The 18,895-nt window shown below is 68.1% G+C and carries 18 protein-coding genes; 4 read left to right on the forward strand and 14 right to left on the reverse strand.

What is annotated here, in order from left to right; genetic code table 11:
* Positions 1-43 precede the first annotated feature (43 nt).
* From TY25_RS23535 to uraD, 12 genes are all read right to left on the reverse strand, one after another.
* On the reverse strand, positions 44-916 hold the full coding sequence (locus TY25_RS23535; protein ID WP_042259275.1) for an NAD(P)-dependent oxidoreductase: 873 nt from the start codon (positions 914-916) through the stop codon (positions 44-46).
* The gene (locus TY25_RS23540; protein ID WP_042259277.1) at positions 913-1,716 is read right to left on the reverse strand and encodes a hydroxypyruvate isomerase family protein; all 804 of its coding nucleotides are present in this window, start codon (positions 1,714-1,716) and stop codon (positions 913-915) included. Before TY25_RS23540 ends, TY25_RS23535 begins: the two co-directional genes overlap by 4 nt.
* A complete protein-coding gene (locus TY25_RS23545) occupies positions 1,713-2,093 on the reverse strand; it encodes an allophanate hydrolase-related protein (protein WP_029895475.1) in 381 nt (126 codons plus the stop codon). Before TY25_RS23545 ends, TY25_RS23540 begins: the two co-directional genes overlap by 4 nt.
* A gap of 145 nt (positions 2,094-2,238) precedes the next feature.
* Entirely contained in the window at positions 2,239-3,306 is a 1,068-nt protein-coding gene (locus TY25_RS23550; RefSeq protein WP_042259279.1) for an XdhC family protein, read from the reverse strand.
* A gap of 13 nt (positions 3,307-3,319) precedes the next feature.
* Positions 3,320-4,762 (reverse strand): NCS2 family permease, encoded by a 1,443-nt coding sequence (locus tag TY25_RS23555; protein WP_042259281.1) that lies wholly within the window; start codon positions 4,760-4,762, stop codon positions 3,320-3,322.
* 149 nt (positions 4,763-4,911) lie between these two features.
* Positions 4,912-7,245 (reverse strand): xanthine dehydrogenase family protein molybdopterin-binding subunit, encoded by a 2,334-nt coding sequence (locus tag TY25_RS23560; protein WP_172595831.1) that lies wholly within the window; start codon positions 7,243-7,245, stop codon positions 4,912-4,914.
* Positions 7,242-8,591, reverse strand: coding sequence for an 8-oxoguanine deaminase (locus TY25_RS23565; protein ID WP_042259284.1), 1,350 nt, complete (start codon positions 8,589-8,591; stop codon positions 7,242-7,244). Before TY25_RS23565 ends, TY25_RS23560 begins: the two co-directional genes overlap by 4 nt.
* Entirely contained in the window at positions 8,588-9,061 is a 474-nt protein-coding gene (locus TY25_RS23570) for a (2Fe-2S)-binding protein (RefSeq protein WP_042259287.1), read from the reverse strand. The genes TY25_RS23565 and TY25_RS23570 overlap by 4 nt, the downstream gene beginning before the upstream one ends.
* Complete coding sequence (locus TY25_RS23575) at positions 9,061-9,930, reverse strand: FAD binding domain-containing protein (protein WP_042259289.1); 870 nt, start codon at positions 9,928-9,930, stop codon at positions 9,061-9,063. Before TY25_RS23575 ends, TY25_RS23570 begins: the two co-directional genes overlap by 1 nt.
* A gap of 2 nt (positions 9,931-9,932) precedes the next feature.
* Positions 9,933-10,808, reverse strand: a complete 876-nt coding sequence (pucL, locus tag TY25_RS23580) for a factor-independent urate hydroxylase (RefSeq protein WP_042259290.1) — start codon at positions 10,806-10,808, stop codon at positions 9,933-9,935.
* A gap of 4 nt (positions 10,809-10,812) precedes the next feature.
* Positions 10,813-11,112 carry a hydroxyisourate hydrolase gene (uraH, locus tag TY25_RS23585; protein ID WP_042259293.1) on the reverse strand — a complete coding sequence of 100 codons (300 nt, stop codon included), beginning with the start codon at positions 11,110-11,112 and terminating at the stop codon, positions 10,813-10,815.
* Positions 11,109-11,621, reverse strand: coding sequence for a 2-oxo-4-hydroxy-4-carboxy-5-ureidoimidazoline decarboxylase (gene uraD / locus TY25_RS23590; protein ID WP_042259296.1), 513 nt, complete (start codon positions 11,619-11,621; stop codon positions 11,109-11,111). The genes uraH and uraD overlap by 4 nt, the downstream gene beginning before the upstream one ends.
* Positions 11,622-11,783: 162 nt before the next feature.
* On the opposite strand from uraD, the gene TY25_RS23595 reads away from it, so the two are divergent.
* Entirely contained in the window at positions 11,784-13,289 is a 1,506-nt protein-coding gene (locus TY25_RS23595) for a PucR family transcriptional regulator (protein ID WP_042259298.1), read from the forward strand.
* A gap of 66 nt (positions 13,290-13,355) precedes the next feature.
* On the opposite strand, the gene TY25_RS23600 is transcribed toward TY25_RS23595, so the two are convergent.
* Entirely contained in the window at positions 13,356-13,889 is a 534-nt protein-coding gene (locus tag TY25_RS23600; RefSeq protein WP_042259300.1) for a MarR family winged helix-turn-helix transcriptional regulator, read from the reverse strand.
* Between the two features lie 77 nt (positions 13,890-13,966).
* Between TY25_RS23600 and TY25_RS23605 the strand changes: the two genes are divergently transcribed.
* The 3 genes from TY25_RS23605 to TY25_RS23615 all read left to right on the forward strand — a co-directional run bounded on the left by TY25_RS23605 (position 13,967) and on the right by TY25_RS23615 (position 17,737).
* On the forward strand, positions 13,967-14,686 hold the full coding sequence (locus tag TY25_RS23605; protein WP_042259302.1) for an SDR family NAD(P)-dependent oxidoreductase: 720 nt from the start codon (positions 13,967-13,969) through the stop codon (positions 14,684-14,686).
* A gap of 122 nt (positions 14,687-14,808) precedes the next feature.
* Positions 14,809-15,741: a family 2A encapsulin nanocompartment shell protein gene (locus tag TY25_RS23610; protein WP_042259305.1), complete on the forward strand. Its 933-nt coding sequence runs from the start codon at positions 14,809-14,811 to the stop codon at positions 15,739-15,741.
* Positions 15,713-17,737, forward strand: coding sequence for a family 2A encapsulin nanocompartment cargo protein cysteine desulfurase (locus TY25_RS23615; RefSeq protein WP_226887386.1), 2,025 nt, complete (start codon positions 15,713-15,715; stop codon positions 17,735-17,737). The genes TY25_RS23610 and TY25_RS23615 overlap by 29 nt, the downstream gene beginning before the upstream one ends.
* Positions 17,738-17,821: 84 nt before the next feature.
* Here TY25_RS23615 and TY25_RS23620 read toward each other — a convergent pair whose 3' ends face one another.
* The gene (locus TY25_RS23620) at positions 17,822-18,835 is read right to left on the reverse strand and encodes a polysaccharide deacetylase family protein (RefSeq protein WP_042259308.1); all 1,014 of its coding nucleotides are present in this window, start codon (positions 18,833-18,835) and stop codon (positions 17,822-17,824) included.
* Positions 18,836-18,895 lie beyond the last annotated feature (60 nt).

Genomic DNA, 18,895 nt, shown 5'->3' on the forward strand with positions numbered 1-18,895 from the left:
ACCTCCTCGTTGTGCCGCGCGGCTCGCCCGCTCGTCACGGCGTTCATTCGCCCTTGCCCGACAGTGCTTCGGCCACCAGCAGCAGCCCGGAATGATCCAGCGAGCCATAGCCCATCGCCCTGGCCGCGGCGATCAACTGCGCGGTCAGCGCGCCCATCGGAATGGCGACCTCAGCCTCGCGCGCGGCCGCCTGGATGATGCCCATGTCCTTGTGGTGCAGGTCGATCCGGAAACCGGGGACGAAGTTGCGGGCCAGCATGGTCTCGCGCTTGAGCTCGAGGATCTTGCTGCCCGCGAGGCCACCCGCCAGCACGTCCAGACCCTTAGCCGCGTCCGCGCCGAGATTCTCCATCAGCAAGATGGCCTCGGCGACAAGGGCGTACGTCCCGCCGACCACGAGCTGGTTGGCCGCCTTGACGCATTGACCCGCGCCGTTGCCGCCGACCAGCGCGAAGGTCTTGCCGAGCGCCTGGAAGATCGGTGTCGCCGCGTCGAAGTCGGCCTGCGTGCCGCCGACCATGATGGACAGGGCGGCGTTGACCGCGCCGGCCTCGCCGCCGCTCACCGGCGCGTCCAGCACCCGCAGGCGGTTCTTCTTGCCTTCGGCCGCTGTCCATTTGGCCGTCTTCGGGGTGATCGTGGAGAAGTCGATGTACAGCGTGCCCGGCTCGGCGTGCGTGACGATATCGCCGAACACCTCTTCGATCTGCTCGTCCTGCGGCAGCATCGTGATCACGATGTCCTTGTCGCGCACCGCCTCCGCGACGCTGGCCGCAGTGGAACCGCCTGCCGCTTTGAGCTTTTCCAGCCCGTTGGGACCGATGTCGTAGCCGGTGACCTCGTGACCGGCCGCGACGAGGTGCCCCGCCATCGGGCTGCCCATGATCCCGAGGCCGATAAATCCGATCTTCCTCATGCGTTGATCCACTTCCAATCCAGCTCGGGGTCTTTGTATTCGAGGCCGATCCAGCCGTCGTAGCCTGCGGCGGCGAGGGTGGCGAAGAGGGTGGCGAAGTCCAGTTCGCCGGTGCCCGGCCTGCCGCGGCCGGGATCGTCCGCGATCTGCACGTGGCCGATGTGACGTGCGTGGGTCTTGATCACCTCGAGCAGGTTCTCGTCCATCCGCGCCAGGTGATACAGGTCGCAGAGGAAACGCACATTCGGCTCGCCGGTCTGCTCGACCACGCGCACGGCGTGCTCGGCGCTGACGATCGGATACTGCGGCGACTCATGCGCGTTCAGCGCCTCGACCAAGACGACGGCATCGATCCGGGCGGCGGCGCGGGCGGCCAGGCGCAGATTCTCCAGCGCGAGCTCATCCTGCCGCGCCGGATCCTCACCCGCGATCCGGTTGCCGTACAACGCGTTCAGCGCACGGCACCCGGTGCGTTCGGCGACGCCCACGGCCACGTCGATGTTGTCCCGGAAGCGGGCGACCTCGCCGGGCACCGACACCAGTCCCCGGCCCGCCGGAATCAGATCGATGAAATTCAACCCGATCAGCGCTACGCCGGCGTCCTCGAGCGCCCGCACGAACGCGTCGATTTCTTTGTCGCCCGGCACCGGATTCTCGCCGAAGGGCCACCAGAATTCGACTGCGTCGAATCCCGCGGCTTTCGCCGCGGCGGGCCGCTCCAGCAGCGGCAGATCGGTGAAAAGAATCGAGCAGTTGACGTCGAATTTCGGGAGACCGGACTCCCCTGCGTATTGCTTCACTCAGCTCCTTCGCGATATTTCTTCCAGCTGCCCACGCGGGTGATGTCGATCAGCTCCGGGTAGGACGTCGGCGGTTTGCGCAGCACCATGGACAACACCGAGCGCCCGTCGTCGAGCTCGATCGCGCCGAGCTCCAGTTCGGGCGGCTCCGCCGGCAACAGGTGTTCCCGCAGCACGTCCATGGGCACGTCGAACAGCTCACCGCTGATCGAGTGGCCGCCGTCGGCCGCCGGGTCCAGGCCGGGGAACCGGTCGCCCACCGAGAAGAATCGGTAGCGCGGCGCCGTTTTCGCCTCGCCGGCGAACGGCGCCCCGTGCAGCAGATGATTGAGCGGCCCTCCGCGCATGGCGGAACCGTTCAGAAAAATCAACGGCATGTTCGGGTCCTTTGTCTAGAATTTCACCAAGTATGCAGGCATGGCATATTTTTCGGATAGCCGAGATCAACCCGAAATCGGCCGATCATTCCGAAGCAGAATTTGTATGAAGCTCCAGCGCCGAAAGTATCGCGGCGCCGCGCGGTCACCAGGTGGGAATCAGATCCCGGTGAATGGGTCCGCCGCTCGCGCGCAACGGCTGGGCCGATCCGCCCCGGCGGACCGCGACGATCTCCGCGGCGATGGACACCGCGGTCTCCTCCGCGGTGCGCCCGCCGAGATCGAGTCCGATCGGTGAATGCAGCGCGGACAGTTCGGCTTCCGACAGGCCTGCGGCCCGCAGACTCGCCATCCGATCCTCGTGCGTGCGTCGCGATCCCATCGCGCCGACGTAGGCGACGGGCAGCCGTAATGCCAACTCCAGCAGCGGAATATCGAACTTCGCATCATGGGTGAGCACGCACAGCACGGTGCGCGCGTCGACCGTGGTGTGCCGCAGGTACCGGTCGGGCCAGTCCACCACGACCTCGTGGGCGTCCGGAAAGCGCGCCTTGGTGGCGAACACCGGACGGGCATCGCAGACGGTCACCCGATAGCCCAGGAAGCGACCGATCCGGGTGAGCGCCGCGGCGAAATCTATGGCGCCGAAGACGATCATCCGTGGTGGCGGCACAGAGGATTCCACAAACACGGTGGCTTCCCGGTCACCGCAACCGATCACCCGCAGGCCGGTGCTGCCCGCGTCGAGCATCGCCCTCGCCTCCGCCGCGACCACCGGGTCGAAGGTGGCGCCCAGCGTCCACCACGAACCCAAAGCCATCGTCGCGCCGGAGTTCAGGTCGCGAACCAGGGCCACCGGCTCGACCGAGCGCAGCAGTGCCTCGATGGTGCCGAAGTCGGCGGGGGTGATCGGTTGCACGAACACTTCGATGGTGCCGCCGCAGGTCAGCCCGACGGCGAAGGCGTCGTCGTCGCTGTAGCCGAAGGTTTCGCGCACCGGCTGCCCGGTGCGCAGGGCCTCGCGACAGAGCTCGTACACCGCGCCCTCGACGCAGCCACCGGAAACACTGCCGATGACAACGCCTTCGGCGTCCACCGCGAGGGCGGCGCCGGGCGGTCGCGGCGCGCTGCCGCTGACGCCGATGACGGTGGCGACGGCGTAGGACTTGCCCGCCGTGTGCCAGTGCAGGAGTTCTGTCGCGAGGTCACGCATGGTTGTTGCCGTTCTATCCGCCGAGCAGTAGTTCGATGGCCGAGATGCCGAAATAGGCGGCGAACACCACGCCCACCACCCAGATGAGCCAATGGATTTCGCGGAACTTCCCGCGCGCCGCCTTGATCACCACGTAGGCGATGACGCCCGCGCCGACCCCGTTGGTGATCGAATAGGTGAACGGCATCAGCACGATGGTCAGGAAGGCGGGGACCGCGACTTCCAGATCGGACCAGTCGATCTTGCGGGCCTGGGTCATCATCAGCGCGCCGACCAGCACCAGCGCCGGGGCGGCCGCCTGGATCGGCACCACCGCGGCCAAGGGCGTGAAAAAGACCGCCAGGCAGAACAATCCACCGGTTACCACGCTGGTCAAGCCGGTACGAGCACCCTCACCGACGCCCGTAGCAGACTCGACGTAGACGGTGTTGCCCGCCCCGCCACTGAGACCACCGATGATCTGGCCGACGCCGTCGACGGTCAGCACCTTGCCGAGGCCGGGCATGGTGCCCTTCTCGTCGAGCAGACCCGCCTCGTCGCAGACGCCGAACACGGTGCCCATGGCGTCGAAGAAGCCGGTGAGCACGAGCGTGAACAGCACGACGCCGGCGACCAGCCCACCGGCCTTAGCGAACCCGCCGATCAGATCGATGTCGAACAGCAGACCGAAGTCCGGCGCGGCGAACAGCCCGTCGGGCGTCTCCGGCACGACCGGGCCCCAGGTCTTGGGATCGATCTTCGCCAGCGAATTCACCACGATGGCCAGCACCGTGGCGATGGCGATGCTGATCAGGATGGCGCCGGGCACCTTACGGATGAACAGCGCCAGCATGAGCAGCAGCCCGACCGCGAAAATCACTACGGGCCAACCGGAAAGGTGCCCGCCCGCGCCGAGGGTCACCGGCGGGCCGGTCTGCGCACCGTGCCCGACCACCCCGGCCGACACCAGCCCGATCATCGCGATGAACATGCCGATCCCGACACCGATGGCGTTCTTGAGCGCGAGCGGGATGGCGTTGATGATCATCGTGCGCAACCCGGTGGCCGCCAGGATCACGATGATCACGCCCATCAGCACCACCAGGCCCATGGCTTGCGGCCAGGTCATGTGCGGGGCCGCCTGGAAGGCGACCACCGGCACTACACCCAGACCCGCGGCCAGCGCCAGCGGTACATTGCCGACCAGGCCCATCAGAATGGTGCTCAGGCCCGCGGAAAACGCGGTGGCGGTAGTGAGTTGCGCGATGCTGAGGGTGTTGCCGTCGACGTCCTGGACCCCGCCGATGATCAGCGGGACGAGCAGGATAACGTAGGCCATCGCGACGAAAGTGGTGATACCGCCGCGGATCTCGCGCGATACCGAGGTCTTGCGGTCACTCAGCCGGAAGTAGCGGTCGAGCGCGGACCTTCCGGTGGCCGGCTCCGGTACGGAGGAGTGGGTCTGTACTTGGGTCATGGCGTGCCCTCCTCGGGGCATGGCCGACCTACGATCCGGCTGCGTCGCCGGATCGCGTGGTTCGGTTTGCTGTTGTGGGACCTGTGCTGTGTTGTCCACACCGGCAACGGGACTCCGTCACCGGCGTGGACGAGCACCGTCCCTGTTGATCAACTGCTCCGGATGATGTCTTCCGGACGCACCGGCACTCGGTTGATGTGCACGGTTCCTCCCGCCGAGCGGCACGCGTCCCGTATGGCGGCGACGATCGCGGGAGTCGAGGAGAGCGTGGGTGGCTCTCCGGCGCCGCGCAGCCCGTATGGGGCGTGCGGGTCGGCGTTTTCGAGAATCTCGAGCCGCTGTGGCGGCGAGTCGAGAATCGTGGGAATCAGATAGTCGGTGAACGAAGGGTTGAGCACCTTGCCGTCGCGGACCTGGATCTCCTCCATGACCGCGAGGCCGAGGCCTTGCGCGGAACCACCGTGGATCTGGCCCTCCAGCGAGAGCCGGTTCATGATCTTGCCGACGTCCTGAACCGCGTCCAGCGCAACCACTTTGACCAGACCGAGTTCGGTGTCGACATCCACCACCGCGCGGTGCACGCACAGGGCCAGCTGGGTGTGGCTGTCCCCCTGACCGGTGACCGGATCCATGCCGGTGGTCGGCTTGTGGTGGTATTTCCTGGTCTCCTCGATGATTTCGTCACCGAGCAGATCGACGATCGCGGCGAACACCTCGCCGGTGCCCGACACCACCTTGCCGCCGACCAGCCGCAGGCCGCGGGTGGCGCCGAAACGCCCCTGGGCGAGGGCGAGTACGCGCATGCGCACCGCTTCACACGCGGCCTTCACCGCGCCACCGGTCATGTAGGTCTGCCGGGAGGCCGACGAGGAACCCGCGCTGTCGATCTGGTTGTCGGCGGGGTGAATGGTCACCTTCTCGATACCGAGTTCGGTCCGCGCGATCTGCGCTTCGACCGTGACCAGTCCCTGTCCCACTTCGGCGGCGGCGGTGTGCACCAGCGCGACGGGTTCGCCGCCGATCACCTCGAGGCGCACCCGCGCGGTCGAGTAGTCGTCGAAACCCTCGGAGAAGCAGATGTTCTTGATGCCGACGCCGTAGCCGACGCCGCGCACCACACCTTCACCGTGTGTGGTCTGCGAAGCGCCGCCGGGCAGGTTCCGGATGTCGGCCGCGTCCAGCGGCGCGGGCAGCGGCATGTCGCGCAACTGCCCGAGCATCTCGGCCATCGGCATCGGCGCGTGCACCACCTGGCCGGTCGCCAGCTTGGAACCCTGCGATACCGCGTTCACCTGACGGACGTACACCGGGTCGAGGTCGAGCGCCTGCGCCAGCTTGTCCATCATCGACTCGTGCGCGAAACAGGCTTGTACCGCACCGAATCCGCGCATCGCACCGCACGGCGGATTGTTGGTGTACACGCCGTAGGCATCGATCTTGATGTGCGGAACCTCGTAGGGGCCCAACGCCAGTGAGGACGCGTTGCCGGTGACGTTGAGCGTGGCGGAGGTGTAGGCACCGCCGTCGAGCACGATCCGCACCTCGGCGAAGACGATCTTGCCCGCGCGGGTGGCGCCGTACTCGTAGCGCAGCTGCGCCGGATGCCGGTGCACGTGCCCGAAGAACGACTCCTCCCGGTTGTACACCATCTTGATCGGCCTACCGGTGTAGAGCGCGAGCATGCCCGCGTGGATCTGCATCGAAATGTCTTCGCGGCCACCGAACGCGCCGCCGACGCCGGCCATGGTCATCCGGATCTGGTCCGGGGACAGGTCGAGACAGGGACCGATCTGATCGAGATCGTTGTGCATCCACTGGGTGGCGACGTAGAAGTCGAGCCCGCCGTCCTCGCCCGGCGCGACCAGCCCGGCCTCCGGGCCGAGGAACGCCTGATCCTGGATGCCGACCTCGTATTCGCCGGTCACCACGACATCGGACATGGCACGGCCGACCGCGATATCGCCGACCCGGACCGGCTGGTGCCGGGCGATGCCGCCCCGCTCCTGCACCTTGTTGGTTTCGGGGTCGGCGACCACCGCGAGCGGATCGATGATGGGGGTCAGCACCTCCCATTCGATGGCGATCACTTCGACCGCGCGCCGGGCGATCTCGGGATGATCCGCGGCGACCAGCGCGATCGGCTCACCGTGGTGGCGCACCTCATCGAAGGCGAGAACCGGTTGGTCCCAGGTCATGTCGAGGCCGTAACACTTGCGGCCGGGCACATCCTCGTGGGTGAGCACCGCGTGCACGCCCGGCAACGCGAGCGCCGCGCTGATGTCCATGCCGAGGATGCGCGCCCGCGGGTGCGGACTGCGCAGCGTGGCGCCCCACAGCATGCCGTCCATCCACATGTCCGAGGCATAGGCGAACTCGCCCTTGACCTTCAGCGTGCCGTCGGGTCGCAGCGGGCTCTCGCCGATACCGCCCTTGCCGGGCGCGGCGACCTCACCCGGGAAGCGGGTGCTCCGTACCGCGGTCATCGTGCTTCCTCCCGTTCCAATAGCCGCTTGCGCGCGGCGGCGCCGGCTCGGCCGACCGCGTCGTGCGACACGGTGCGCAGTTCGTCGTCGGCCACGACGGTCCGGCCGCCGACGAACAACCGCGCCAGCGGCGGTGTCGGGCCGAACACCAGGGTGCAGACGGGATCTGTGACCGCGGCACGGAAACCGTCCACCCGCCACATCGCGATATCGGCGAGCTTGCCGACCTCGAGGCTGCCGATCTCCTGCTGCCGCCCGAGATTGCGGGCACCACCCAGGGTGCCGATCTCCAGGGCCTGGCGCGCGGTGAGCGCGGTGGGACCGTGCACGGCGCGCTGGAACAGCATGGCCTGGCGCAATTCTCCCGCCATCGAGGTCAGTTCGCTGGAGGCCGCGCCGTCCACGCCCAGGCCGACGGTCGCGCCGGCGCGCAAAAGCTCGGAGACTCGGGCGATTCCGGCGCCGAGCCGGGCATTGGAGCTGGGGCAGTGCGCCGATCCGGTGCCGGTCTCGGCGAAGCGCCGGATATCCGCGTCGTGCAGGTGCACCGCGTGCGCGAACCAGACGTCGGCACCGAGCCAGCCGAGCTTGTCCATGTATTCCACCGGCGTGCAACCCATCTGCTCGCGGCAGTGCACTTCCTCGTCCAGCGTCTCGGCGAGGTGGGTGTGCAGCCGCACGCCCTTGGTGCGGGCCAGCAGGGCGGCGTCGGTCATCAGGCCCTCGCTCACCGAGAACGGCGAGCACGGCGCGACCGCGACCCGCAGCATCGAGTCGAACGACGGATCGTGGTACTTGTCAATGGTTTCCGCGGTGTTCAGCAGGATCTCGTCGCGATCCTCCACGACCTCGTCCGGCGGCAGGCCGCCCGCGGACTGCCCGCGGTCCATCGAGCCGCGGCACGGATGGAACCGCAGACCGATCTCGTGTGCCGCGCGGACCTCGGCGTCGAACAGGTCACCACGTCCCTTGGGGAACACATAGTGGTGGTCGCTGCTGGTGGTGCAGCCGGTCAGGGCGAGCCAGCCCAGCCCCGCCGAGGCCGCGCCGTAGACCACCTCCGCGTCCATGCCCGCCCAGGTGCGGTAGAGCCCGGTGAGCCATTCGAACAGCGTGGCGTCCTGGTACAGCCCCTGGGTCGCCCACTGGTAGAGGTGGTGGTGGGTGTTGACCAAGCCGGGGGTGACCAGGCAGCCGGTGCCGTCGACCCGCTGCGCGCCGGGCACGACCGGCGCGGGACCGGCGCCGAGCGTTTCGATCCGGCCGTCGGCGATCACCAGGTAGCCGGACGGGATCTCCGGGCCGACCACCGGTGCGAGGTAGGCGTTTTCGATGACGGTCTTCATCGGGCCGCCGCTTTCCGCTGCGCCGCGAGCCGCACGGCGTCCAGGATCTTCTCGTAACCGGTGCAGCGGCACAGGTTTCCGGCCAGGGCCTCGCGGATCTCCACATCGGACGGATCCGGATTGTGCTCGATCAGGTCGTGCGCCTGCACGATGAGACCCGGTGTGCAGAAACCACATTGCACCGCGCCGGCCTCGACGAACGCCTGCTGCATCGGATCCAGCTTCGCCCCGTCGGCCAGCCCTTCCACGGTGCGCACCGAGCGGCCCTCGGCCTGGCCGGCCGCCACCAGGCAGGAGCAGACCGGCGTGCCGTCCAAATAGACCGTGCACGAACCGCATTCGCCTTGCTCGCAGGCATTCTTGGAGCCGGGCAGGCCCATCCGCTCGCGCAGCATGTAGAGCAGGCTCTCGCCCTCCCACACGTCGTCCACGGTCTCCTGCGAGCCGTTCACGTCGAACCTCACGCGCATCAGGCCGCCTTCCTTTCTGTCAGATAGTCCGTCCAGGCCCAGCCCAGGGTGCGGCGAGCCAGTACCGAGAGGGCGTGTTTGCGGTAGTCCGCGGTGCCGCGGACGTCATCGATCGGCTTGGCCGCGGCGGCGACGAGCGCACCGAATTCGCGCAGCACGCTTTCGCGCAGCGGCGTCGCCTGCTGCCACGGCAACTGGGTCGACAGGAATTCCTCGGCCGACCCGGCGCGCAGCGGTGTCGGACCGGACGATCCGATGCCGGTGCGGACCGTCCCGCTGCCGGGGTACAGCGCGATCGCGAACGAGCACACCGCGATCACCATCGCGTTGCGCGTGCCGACCTTCGAAAAGTATTGCGGCCCTTCGGCGGGCGGCAACCAGATCGCCCGGATCAGCTCGTCCGGCTCGAGCGCGGTCTTACGCACCCAGATGTAGAAGTCGTCGATCGGGATCATCCGGGTGCCGCGGGCCGCGGACTCGACCTCGACGACCGCGTCCCCGGCGAGCAGCGCGGGATGGGCGTCACCGGCCGGGGACGCCCCGCCCAGATTGCCGCCGACCGTGCCGCGATTGCGGATCTGCGGCGAGCCGACGGTGCGCGAGGCCTGCGCCAGACCGGGCAACTGTTTGCCGAGCCGGTTGATGATCTTGACGTACGGCACACCGGAACCGATCCGGATCCGGCCGTCGATCTCCTTGTGGTCGAACAGTTCCCGGCACGGGTTGAGATCGAGCAGGGCATTCGGCCTGCCCTTGTCGAAGTTGAGTTCGACCATCATGTCGGTGCCGCCTTGAATGGGCACCGCGTCCGGTCGATCGGCCTTGATGGCCAGGGCATCGGCCCAGCTGCTCGGTCGCAAGAAATCCATCGTCACTCCCACGCCGGGCCGGCGGCCGGCGCGTCCTCGCGCAGGACCGTGCCCTCGATCAGGCCGTACGGGCGGTCGGCGGCGTAGAACACCTCGTTGTCGTTGGTCAGGCCGAACGCGGACAGGTCGACCACGAAGTGATGTTTGTTCGGCAGCGACAGCCGCACCTCGCCGATCTCCGGGCAGGCGGCGAGTACCCGCTCGCCCATCGCGTACAGCGTCTGCTGCAACGAGTAGCTGTAGGTCTCGGCGAACGCCGCCAGCAGTGCGCCGCGCGCCTCGCGGTAGGTCTTGTCCCAATCGCTCGGCTCGGCGATGAAGCGCCACTCCGCGTTGACCTCGGTGGCCAGGATGCGGTCGTAGGCTTCTTTCAGGGTCGTGTACTTGTCCTTGAGATAGCCGTGGAACTCCGAACCGGTGGAGTTGAGCACCACCAGGCCCTGCAAACCCGCTACCACCCAGGTCTTTTCGCCGTCGTGGTGCACCCGCGCGATGCGGGTCTCCTGACCGGAGCGGACGAACGAGTGCTGATCGTCACCGGGATTCAGCACGATCCGCTCCCAGGCGTATTCCTCGACGCTGACCCGCGCGTGCCGGATGGTCGGCTGCGAGCCGACGAAATGCTGTGCCAGCAGGACACCGAACGCCTCGGGCGAGGTGATCCCGTGCTCCTTGGCGAAGGCGAAGACGGTGTTCTTCTGCGTGTCCGTCGGCAGGACCGCGCCGTTGTCGCCGGTGAGGTGCACGTCGTCCATGTCGCCGGAGAGCGCCACACCGACATTGAGATCGCGGATCTCGTGCACGCCACCATTTTTCGTCACGCTGACGACGTGGGTCTCCGCCTTGCCGTATCGGTTCGGCCCGAGCTTGATCGACATTGTTTCAGCTACCTCGATAAGTGGAGTAGGAATACGGACTGAGCAGCAACGGCACGTGGTAGTGCGCTGCCGGGTCGGCGACGGTGAAGTCGATCGCGACCGTGGGATAGAACGGACTGATCTCTCCCGTCTCGAAAGTCAGCCGGTGCGTACCGGTTCCGGGTGCGGGCAGGTCCTTGACGCGGCCGTCGTCGTCGGTGCGCCGTTCGGCGAGCACCGTGCCGTCCATGTCCGAGAGCCGGACCAGCATCCCGGCGGCGGGGCGGCCGGTGACCGCGTTGAGCACGTGCGTGGACAGACTCACTGCTCCCCCAGCAGCTTTCGCACCCGCAGCCGGGTGATGTCGGCGAGCTCGCTCTGTACCTCGAGCCGCTCGTCGAGCACCGAATTGTCCAGGCGCAGCCGCAATTCGGCGAGGATCTCGGTGGCGGTGCGGCCGGTGGCACGGATCAGGAAGACGTGACCGAAGCGCTCTTCGTAGGCGAGATTGCCCGCGGCGAGTTCGGCCCGCACGGCGGCGTCGGCGGTCGCGGCACCGGACTGTTCCCCGCGCGACCAGCTCGCCTCCCGCTCGGACAGTTCGGCCTTGGCGCGGTCACCGATGCGCGGATGCGCCGCGAGCGCCTCCTCGACATCCGGCCAACTCAGCTCGCACACCGTGGCGACGGCCGCGGCGACGAGGCTCGCGGTGTCGGCGTAGGGCCGGGCCGCCGCGACCTTCTGCGCCCACTGCCGGGACGCACAGCAGGTCAGCAGTTCCTGTTCGACCCGGTCCGGAGGCAACGAGTTGAGCCATCCGATGTCGCCTGCCATCTGACCTCCTGTAGGGGGTTGCCAATCTGTTCCGCAAGTACACCCGCCGAGCAACGCCGCAGCCAGAAACGAGAAATCTGAACTGTGCGCCAGTTCACACCGAAGTCTTTGTGTGAATGTCCAAGGGCATTCACCAGGGGGTTGACTGTTAGCCTTCGCACCGTGCGCCTCAGATCCCTGCTGACCATGGCGGACCTCGGGCTCGAGCTCGTCACCGGCGAGGACGAGCTGGACCGGTTCGTCCGCTGGGTGGTGACCACCGACATGCTCGACCCCGGTCGCTACCTCTCCGGTGGGGAACTCGTCCTCACCGGCATGCAGTGGCGCCACGACCCGGCCGACAGCGAGGTGTTCGTCCGCGCGCTCGCCCAGGCGGGCGTGGCCGGGCTGGCCGCGGGCGATGCCCGCTACGGCGGTGCGCCCCCGGATGTGGTCGAGGCCTGTCGCAAGCATCGGATCCCGCTGTTCCGGGTCCCGGAGAACATCGCGTTCGCCCAGGTCACCGAGCAGATCACGCGAAATCTGTCGACCGGGCGCGCCGCGGACCTGACCGCGATCCTGGACCGGCACCGCCAGCTCGTCTCAGGCGCCGGGCTCGGCTCGGTGCTCGAGTTGATCGAACGCGATCTCGGCATGCGCTGCTGGGTGGTCTCCTCGACCGGCCGGGCGGTGGCCGGGCCTCCCACCGCGCCACCGTCCGAGGTGACCACCGCGTTCCTCAGCGCCCGCCGCCTGCCGACGGCGTTCCGGCCGGAGAGCGGCCGGTTTTCCCTGTTCGCGGTGGACGAGCACCGCACATCGCGGGCGGCCGACTGGTTCCTCGTGTTCGAGGGCGACTACACCGAGTGGCCGGAGGAGCGTCGCGCGCTGGCCGGTGAGCTGGCCGCGGTCGTCTCGCTCGAACGCGCCCGCCAGGACGACCGGCAGAGCGCCGAGGGACGGCTCGCCCAGGAACTGATCGAGCTGATCGTCTCCGACGCCAAGCCCGCGGAGATCATCTCCCGCCTCGAACTCACCGGACTCGGACCGGCGGAGACCTATATCGCCGTCGCCGCGGCCGCCGACGACACCTTGCGCCCCGGGGAATTACGCGTCCTGTTGCGCGAAATACTTTACGGCAGAAGGCCCGCCGCAGGCGTGGTGGACGGCGAGGCGATCGCGCTCATCCCCGCCGGGCCGGATAGTCCGGTCATCGACGAGATCAACCGCGCGGTAACGGCTTTGGCGCCGGGGCTGGGCGGCAGCCGACTATCCATCGGCGTCAGCGGCGTGGTCGACGGCGAGGGTCTGCGCGGCGCGGTGGAGGAGGCGCGCTACGCGCGCCGGATGGCGGCGGGTCGCTTGCAACCGGCCAGCGTCGTGGGCCACGACGAACTGGCCACCCACATGCTGTTGCTCGCCTCGGTTCCCGACGAGGTCCGCCGCATGTTCCGGCTGCGTCTGCTCGATCCGCTCACCACCTACGACCAGGACAATCGCGCCGATCTCGTGCACACGCTGGAGACGTTCCTCGAGGTATCGGGCTCGTGGACCAAATGCGCCGACCTCCTGCACGTGCACGTGAACACCCTGCGCTACCGCATCCAGCGCATCGAAGAACTCACCGGGCGCGATCTGTCCCGCCTGGAAGACCGCGTCGACTTCTTCCTGGCGCTCGCGCTGCGCTGAGCGCCGGCGTCGCCGCAGTGCTCGAATCATTTTGCTGTCGTAGCCAATTCGACGGCAGGCTCAAACCTAAGGTGCGCCGACCTGGGTGATCTTGTACGTACCGAGGCGGGTCATCAGATCCTGATGCAGCACACGCAGCAGTTCGGTCAGGTCGGATTGCTGGGCGCGGGTGAGACCGGAGAGCAGCTCCGACTCCCGGCCGAGGACCTGGTCGACCAGCCGTTCGACCAAAGCGTGCCCGGCACCGGTCAATTCGACGATCACCCCGCGCGAGCCGTCGCCGAGCGGGGCGCGGGTCACCAGGCCTTCGGTTTCGGCCCGCGCGACGCGCTGGGAGATCGCGCCCGCGGTGAGCATCGTCTGCTCCTTGAGCTGCCGGGTGGTCAGCCGGTAGGGCGCGCCGCTGCGGCGCAGCACGCCGAGCAGGTCGAGGGTGGCCGTGTCGACTCCTTCGGCGGCCAGCACCCGGCGGCGATCGTCACCGAATGTCTTGGCCAGCTGCCAGATTCGGGTCACCACCCCGATGCCGTCGACCGGAGTGCCCGGCCGCTCCCGCTGCCACGCCATCGCGATCGCGTCGACCGGATCGTCGGGATCCATGCGCACCTCCTGGTTGCGTTTAGCCCTAAACAAGAGCTACGGTTTAGATCTAAACGTACCCCATATGAGAGGTAGACATGCCACGCAACATTGTGGTGACCGGTGGCGCAACCGGAATCGGCCGGGCGATCGCCGCGGCCTTCGCGACCGCGGGCGACGCCGTGGTGATCACCGGACGACGCGCCGAGGCGCTCCGCGCGACCGCCACCGAACTCGGCATCACCGACCGGGTCTGCGACGCCACCGATCCCGTACAGATCGAAGCGCTGGCCTCCGCGCTGCCCGAACGGATCGACGTCCTGGTCAACAACGCGGGCGGCAACACCGACTTCGACCAGGACTCCCCCACCGACCTGGCCGCCGTGGCCGCCGCCTGGCGCGCGAACCTCGACGCGAACCTGATCAGCGCGGTGCTGATGACCACGGCACTGCGCGACCGCCTGGCCGCGGGCGGGACCGTGATCAACATCGGGTCCATCGCCGCAGACAAGGGGGCGGGCGCGTACGGCGCGGCCAAGGCCGGTCTCGCCTCGTGGAACATGCAACTGTCCGCCGAACTCGGCCCTCGGGGGGTCACCGCGAACGTCATCGCCCCCGGCTACATCGCCGACACCGAGTTCTTCCGTGACCGGCTGACCGAGCAGCGCCGCGCTGCGCTCATCGCCGCTACCCACACCGGGCGGCCCGGTCTCCCCGAGGACATCGCTTCCGCGGCAACCTATCTCGCCTCGCCGGGCGCACGTCAGCTGACCGGTCAGGTGTTGGCGGTCAACGGCGGCGAGCGCACGAGCCGGTGAGCGACCGCCGACCGCGGCGCGCGGAGCGAGGCGGCGAATAGGGTCTATCCGGGCAACCGGCGCGGCAGGGTCTAGCATGAGCGGGCTGGTAACGGTGGATTTGCCGATCCCAAGGTGGTTCGATGACCAAAGCTGTTCCACAGCCGGTGGCGTTGGGCGATGAAGCGGCCCGCACCCTGGCGAACGCCACGAAGACCGTGCCGCAGATGGAGTCGATCACTCCGCGGTGGTTGGTCCATCTGTTGAACTGGGTACCCGTCGAAGCCGGTATCTACCGACGTAACCGGGTTACCCACGAACAAACCGTCGATATCCAGTGCGACAACTTCGACGAGTCTCCGCTGCCGGAGACCTTTATCGACTACGAGCGGGACCCGCGCGAGTACCGGCTCAAGGCCGTGCACACCATCCTCGATGTGCACACGCGCGTCTCCGATCTGTATTCGAGTCCGCACGATCAGATAGCTCAGCAGTTGCGCTTGACCATCGAAGCGATCAAGGAGCACCAAGAGGGCGAGCTGATCAACAGTCCGGATTACGGTCTGATCGCCAATACGGCCAAGAAGCAACGGCTCTCGACGATCGCCGGCCCGCCGACGCCCGACGACCTCGACAATCTGATCACCACGGTCTGGAAGGAGCCCGGCTTCTTCCTGACCCACCCGCAGGGCATCGCCGCGTTCGGGCGGGAATGCACCCGGCGCGGTGTGCCGCCGCCGACGGTGAGCATGTTCGGATCCCAGTTCTTGACCTGGCGCGGGATCCCGATCATTCCGTCGGACAAGGTGCCGGTGGAACGCGGTAAGACCAAGTTCCTGCTGATCCGCACCGGCGAGGCCCGCCAGGGCGTGGTCGGCCTGTACCAGCCGGGGCTGGCAGGCGAACAGGGACCGGGGCTTTCGGTGAAGTTCATGGGTATCGATCGCAGCGCGATCGCGTCGTATCTGGTGTCGCTGTACTGCTCGTTGGCCGTCCTGACCGACGACGCGGTGGCAGTGCTCGACGGAGCCGAGGTGGGCAAGTTCCATGACTACGCACCGACCTACCGGAGCTGACATCTCGCGCCCAGCCGACGACGGTGGTGCCGGGTGGCTGCCGGACGAGGCGACGCTGAATCGTCTTGCCGGCGAATTCTTCTCGGCGCTGCCGTCGGCGTCGGCGGCCCTGCCCGCCACACCGGCGGGCGTGAGCGTGGCACAGCCGGACTTCCCGACGTCGCCGCCGAATGTGCCTGTGCCGTCACCGGTGCCGACGGCGACTTCCCCGGGCGCGCCGGGGTTTTCGGGTGCCCCGCACCCGGGCGCGCATCCGCCGGTGGGTACGTCGGGCGCGACCGGCACCGGACGCGAGGCACCGGGTACCTACGTCCCCGGTGTGTCCGGTGTCGAAGTGCCGTCGGGTACTGCGACCCCTGCTGTAGCGACATCGGATACGGCGCAAGGAGTCTCGGGCAGCCCGCCGCCGGGCGGTCGAACTCCGGAACCCTCCGTGCCCGGCGCGGCGTCCGCGGCGACTCCGAGATCCGCCGGCGCTGCACCGCCCGGTGGCGCCACTCCCGTCCCGTACGTACCGACCTGGGGCAGCGACGTTCCGATGTCGGACGCGGCCGGGCGGTCGTCGAACTCGGCGGTGAACCCCGCAGACGTCCACCGCGATCCGTTCCTCGCCGCACTGCCCTCGCTCCGGGAAGTGCTGTCTCCGCAGCGCTTTCCCGAGGCCGCGCGGCAACCGTCGACGGCGCCGAGCTTCTATTTCCTGGAGCCCACGGCGGCGGCACCGGTCCCGAGCGGTATCGCGCCGAACCGTTTCCCCGCCGCGCACCCACCGTTCGACGTGCACGCGGTGCGCAACGATTTCCCGATCCTGCGGGAGCAGGTGAACGGCCATCCGCTGGTCTGGTTCGACAACGCCGCGACCACGCAGAAGCCACGGGCGGTGATCGAGCGCATCGCGCGCTTCTACGAACACGAGAACTCCAATATCCACCGCGCCGCACACGAATTGGCGGCGCGCTCCACCGATGCCTACGAGCAGGCCCGCGATATCGTGGCTCAGTTCATCGGCGCGGCTTCGGCCGAGGAGATCATCTTCGTCCGCGGCGCGACCGAGGGCATCAACCTGATCGCACAGACCTGGGGCCGCAAGAATCTGCGTGCGGGCGACGAGATCGTCATCTCCCATCTGGAACACCACGCGAACATCGTGCCCTGGCAGCTGCTGGCGGCCGAGACCGGCGCCCAGCTGCGGGTCATCCCGGTGGACGACAACGGTGAGCTGCTGCTCGGCGAATACACCCGGCTGCTTTCCGATCGCACCAAACTCGTTTCGGTGACCCATGTCTCGAACGCGCTCGGCACCATCACGCCGGTGCGCGAGATCGTCGCCGAGGCGCAGCGCGCGGGTGCGGTCACGCTCGTCGACGGCGCGCAATCGGTGCCGCACGCCGCCATCGATGTGCGCTCGATCGGCGCGGACTTCTTCGTGTTCTCCGGCCACAAGGTGTTCGGCCCCACCGGAATCGGCGTGGTCTACGGGAAATCCGAGGTACTGCAGGACGTACCGCCGTGGCAGGGCGGGGGCAACATGATCAGCGACGTGACCCTGGAACGTTCGCTGTTCCAGCCGCCCCCCGGGCGATTCGAGGCGGGCACCGGGAATATCGCCGACGCGGTCGGTCTCGGTGCCGCGATCGAGTACGTCCAGCGCCTCGGTATGGACGCCATCGCCCGCTACGAGCACGGGCTGCTCGAGTACGCGACGCCGCGGGTCGCCGCGGTGCCGGGTGTCCGGCTGGTGGGCACCGCCGCGGAGAAGGCGAGCGTGCTCTCCTTCGTCATGGCGGGTCACGAACCGATCGAGGTCGGTAAAGCCTTGAACGAGAAGGGCATCGCGGTCCGGGCGGGGCACCACTGCGCCCAGCCCATCCTGCGACGGCTGGGTCTGGAGGCGACGGTGCGCCCGTCGTTCGCCTTCTACAACACCTGCGCGGAGATCGACCGGATGGTCGCCGCTCTCGAAGAATTGGCAGTGCGCACCCCGCGATCGCGCTGAGCGCTGCACCTTCGATCACACCGAGGCAGCAGGGAGGATCCCCCGGCTGCCTCGGTGTTTCCCGTTGAGCAGGCCCGGCCGCGATCAGTAGGACTGCGCCCGATCTGACCAATGTGCGTTCAACTCGCCGGACACGCCTGCCGGAAAAATGATCTTGATCGGGTTACCGTCCGAGGTGTAACGCTGGTCGGGGCGCTCGGCAAGCCGGTCGAGCCAATACGTCGAGTCGAAGGCGACCGGCTCTCTGCCCGAACGGATTCGCGGCACCGCGGTGCGGTCGATGGAACCGAACGGGGACGGAGCGGGCTCGGCGCCGACCAGCATGACGGAGTCGAAGGCGTAGTGGGTGCCTGCCCAGTCGCCCGCGACGGCCAGGGCGCGGTCGGCCGGATAGATCCCGAGCGGCAACGCCATGGTGCGCACCGGACCGGGCGTCGCGGCCGTGATCGCGCGGACGTTCTCGGCCAGCTCGCGCTGCACGCCGGCGCCGTCGAGCTGACCGAGGTTCGCGTGGGCGGCGGTGTGGGCGCCGATCTCGTAGCCGTGCGCCGCGAGCCAGGACAGTGCGCGCTCGTTGCCCGCGAAGGGCTCGTTGTTGACATAAAAGGTTGCGGTAGGGGCGAAGTCGGGATGCTCGGCGCGGAACTGCTCGAGGATGCCGAGCGCGGTGTCGGGTGCGGGCTGCCCGTTGTCGGTGAACGAGACCTGACTCAGGGTCGAATCGTCGAAGGTGAGGACCACGGGATGGGTGCCTGCGGGGATGTCGATGGCAGCGGAGGCATAAGCCGACGCGGTCACCGGCCGATAGTTCTCCCGGTACAGCCGATCGAGCTCGGCCCGGAACTTGGCCGGGGTCTGGTCGTACTCGCTGACCGGCGCCGCGGACAGCTGGTGATACATCAGGATCGGCACGACCCCGAGTTCGTTCGCCTGCACCGCAACGGGATCGGGCGCCGGTGCGACCGCGGACACGGCGTCCGCCGTCGCGCTCACCCGCTGGTCCCCTACGGCGGATTCCGCCGCGGTACATCCCGTGCCGGCCGCGAACAACAATGCCGACAACATAACTCGAACACCGATCGTTGTGCTCTTCGCCATCGGTCCAACGCTACGCGAACTCGCCGATTTTCCCATGGAGGACATTGACCGAAAGTAATC

This window comes from Nocardia brasiliensis NBRC 14402 (assembly GCF_000308475.2).
Lineage (GTDB): Bacteria > Actinomycetota > Actinomycetes > Mycobacteriales > Mycobacteriaceae > Nocardia > Nocardia brasiliensis.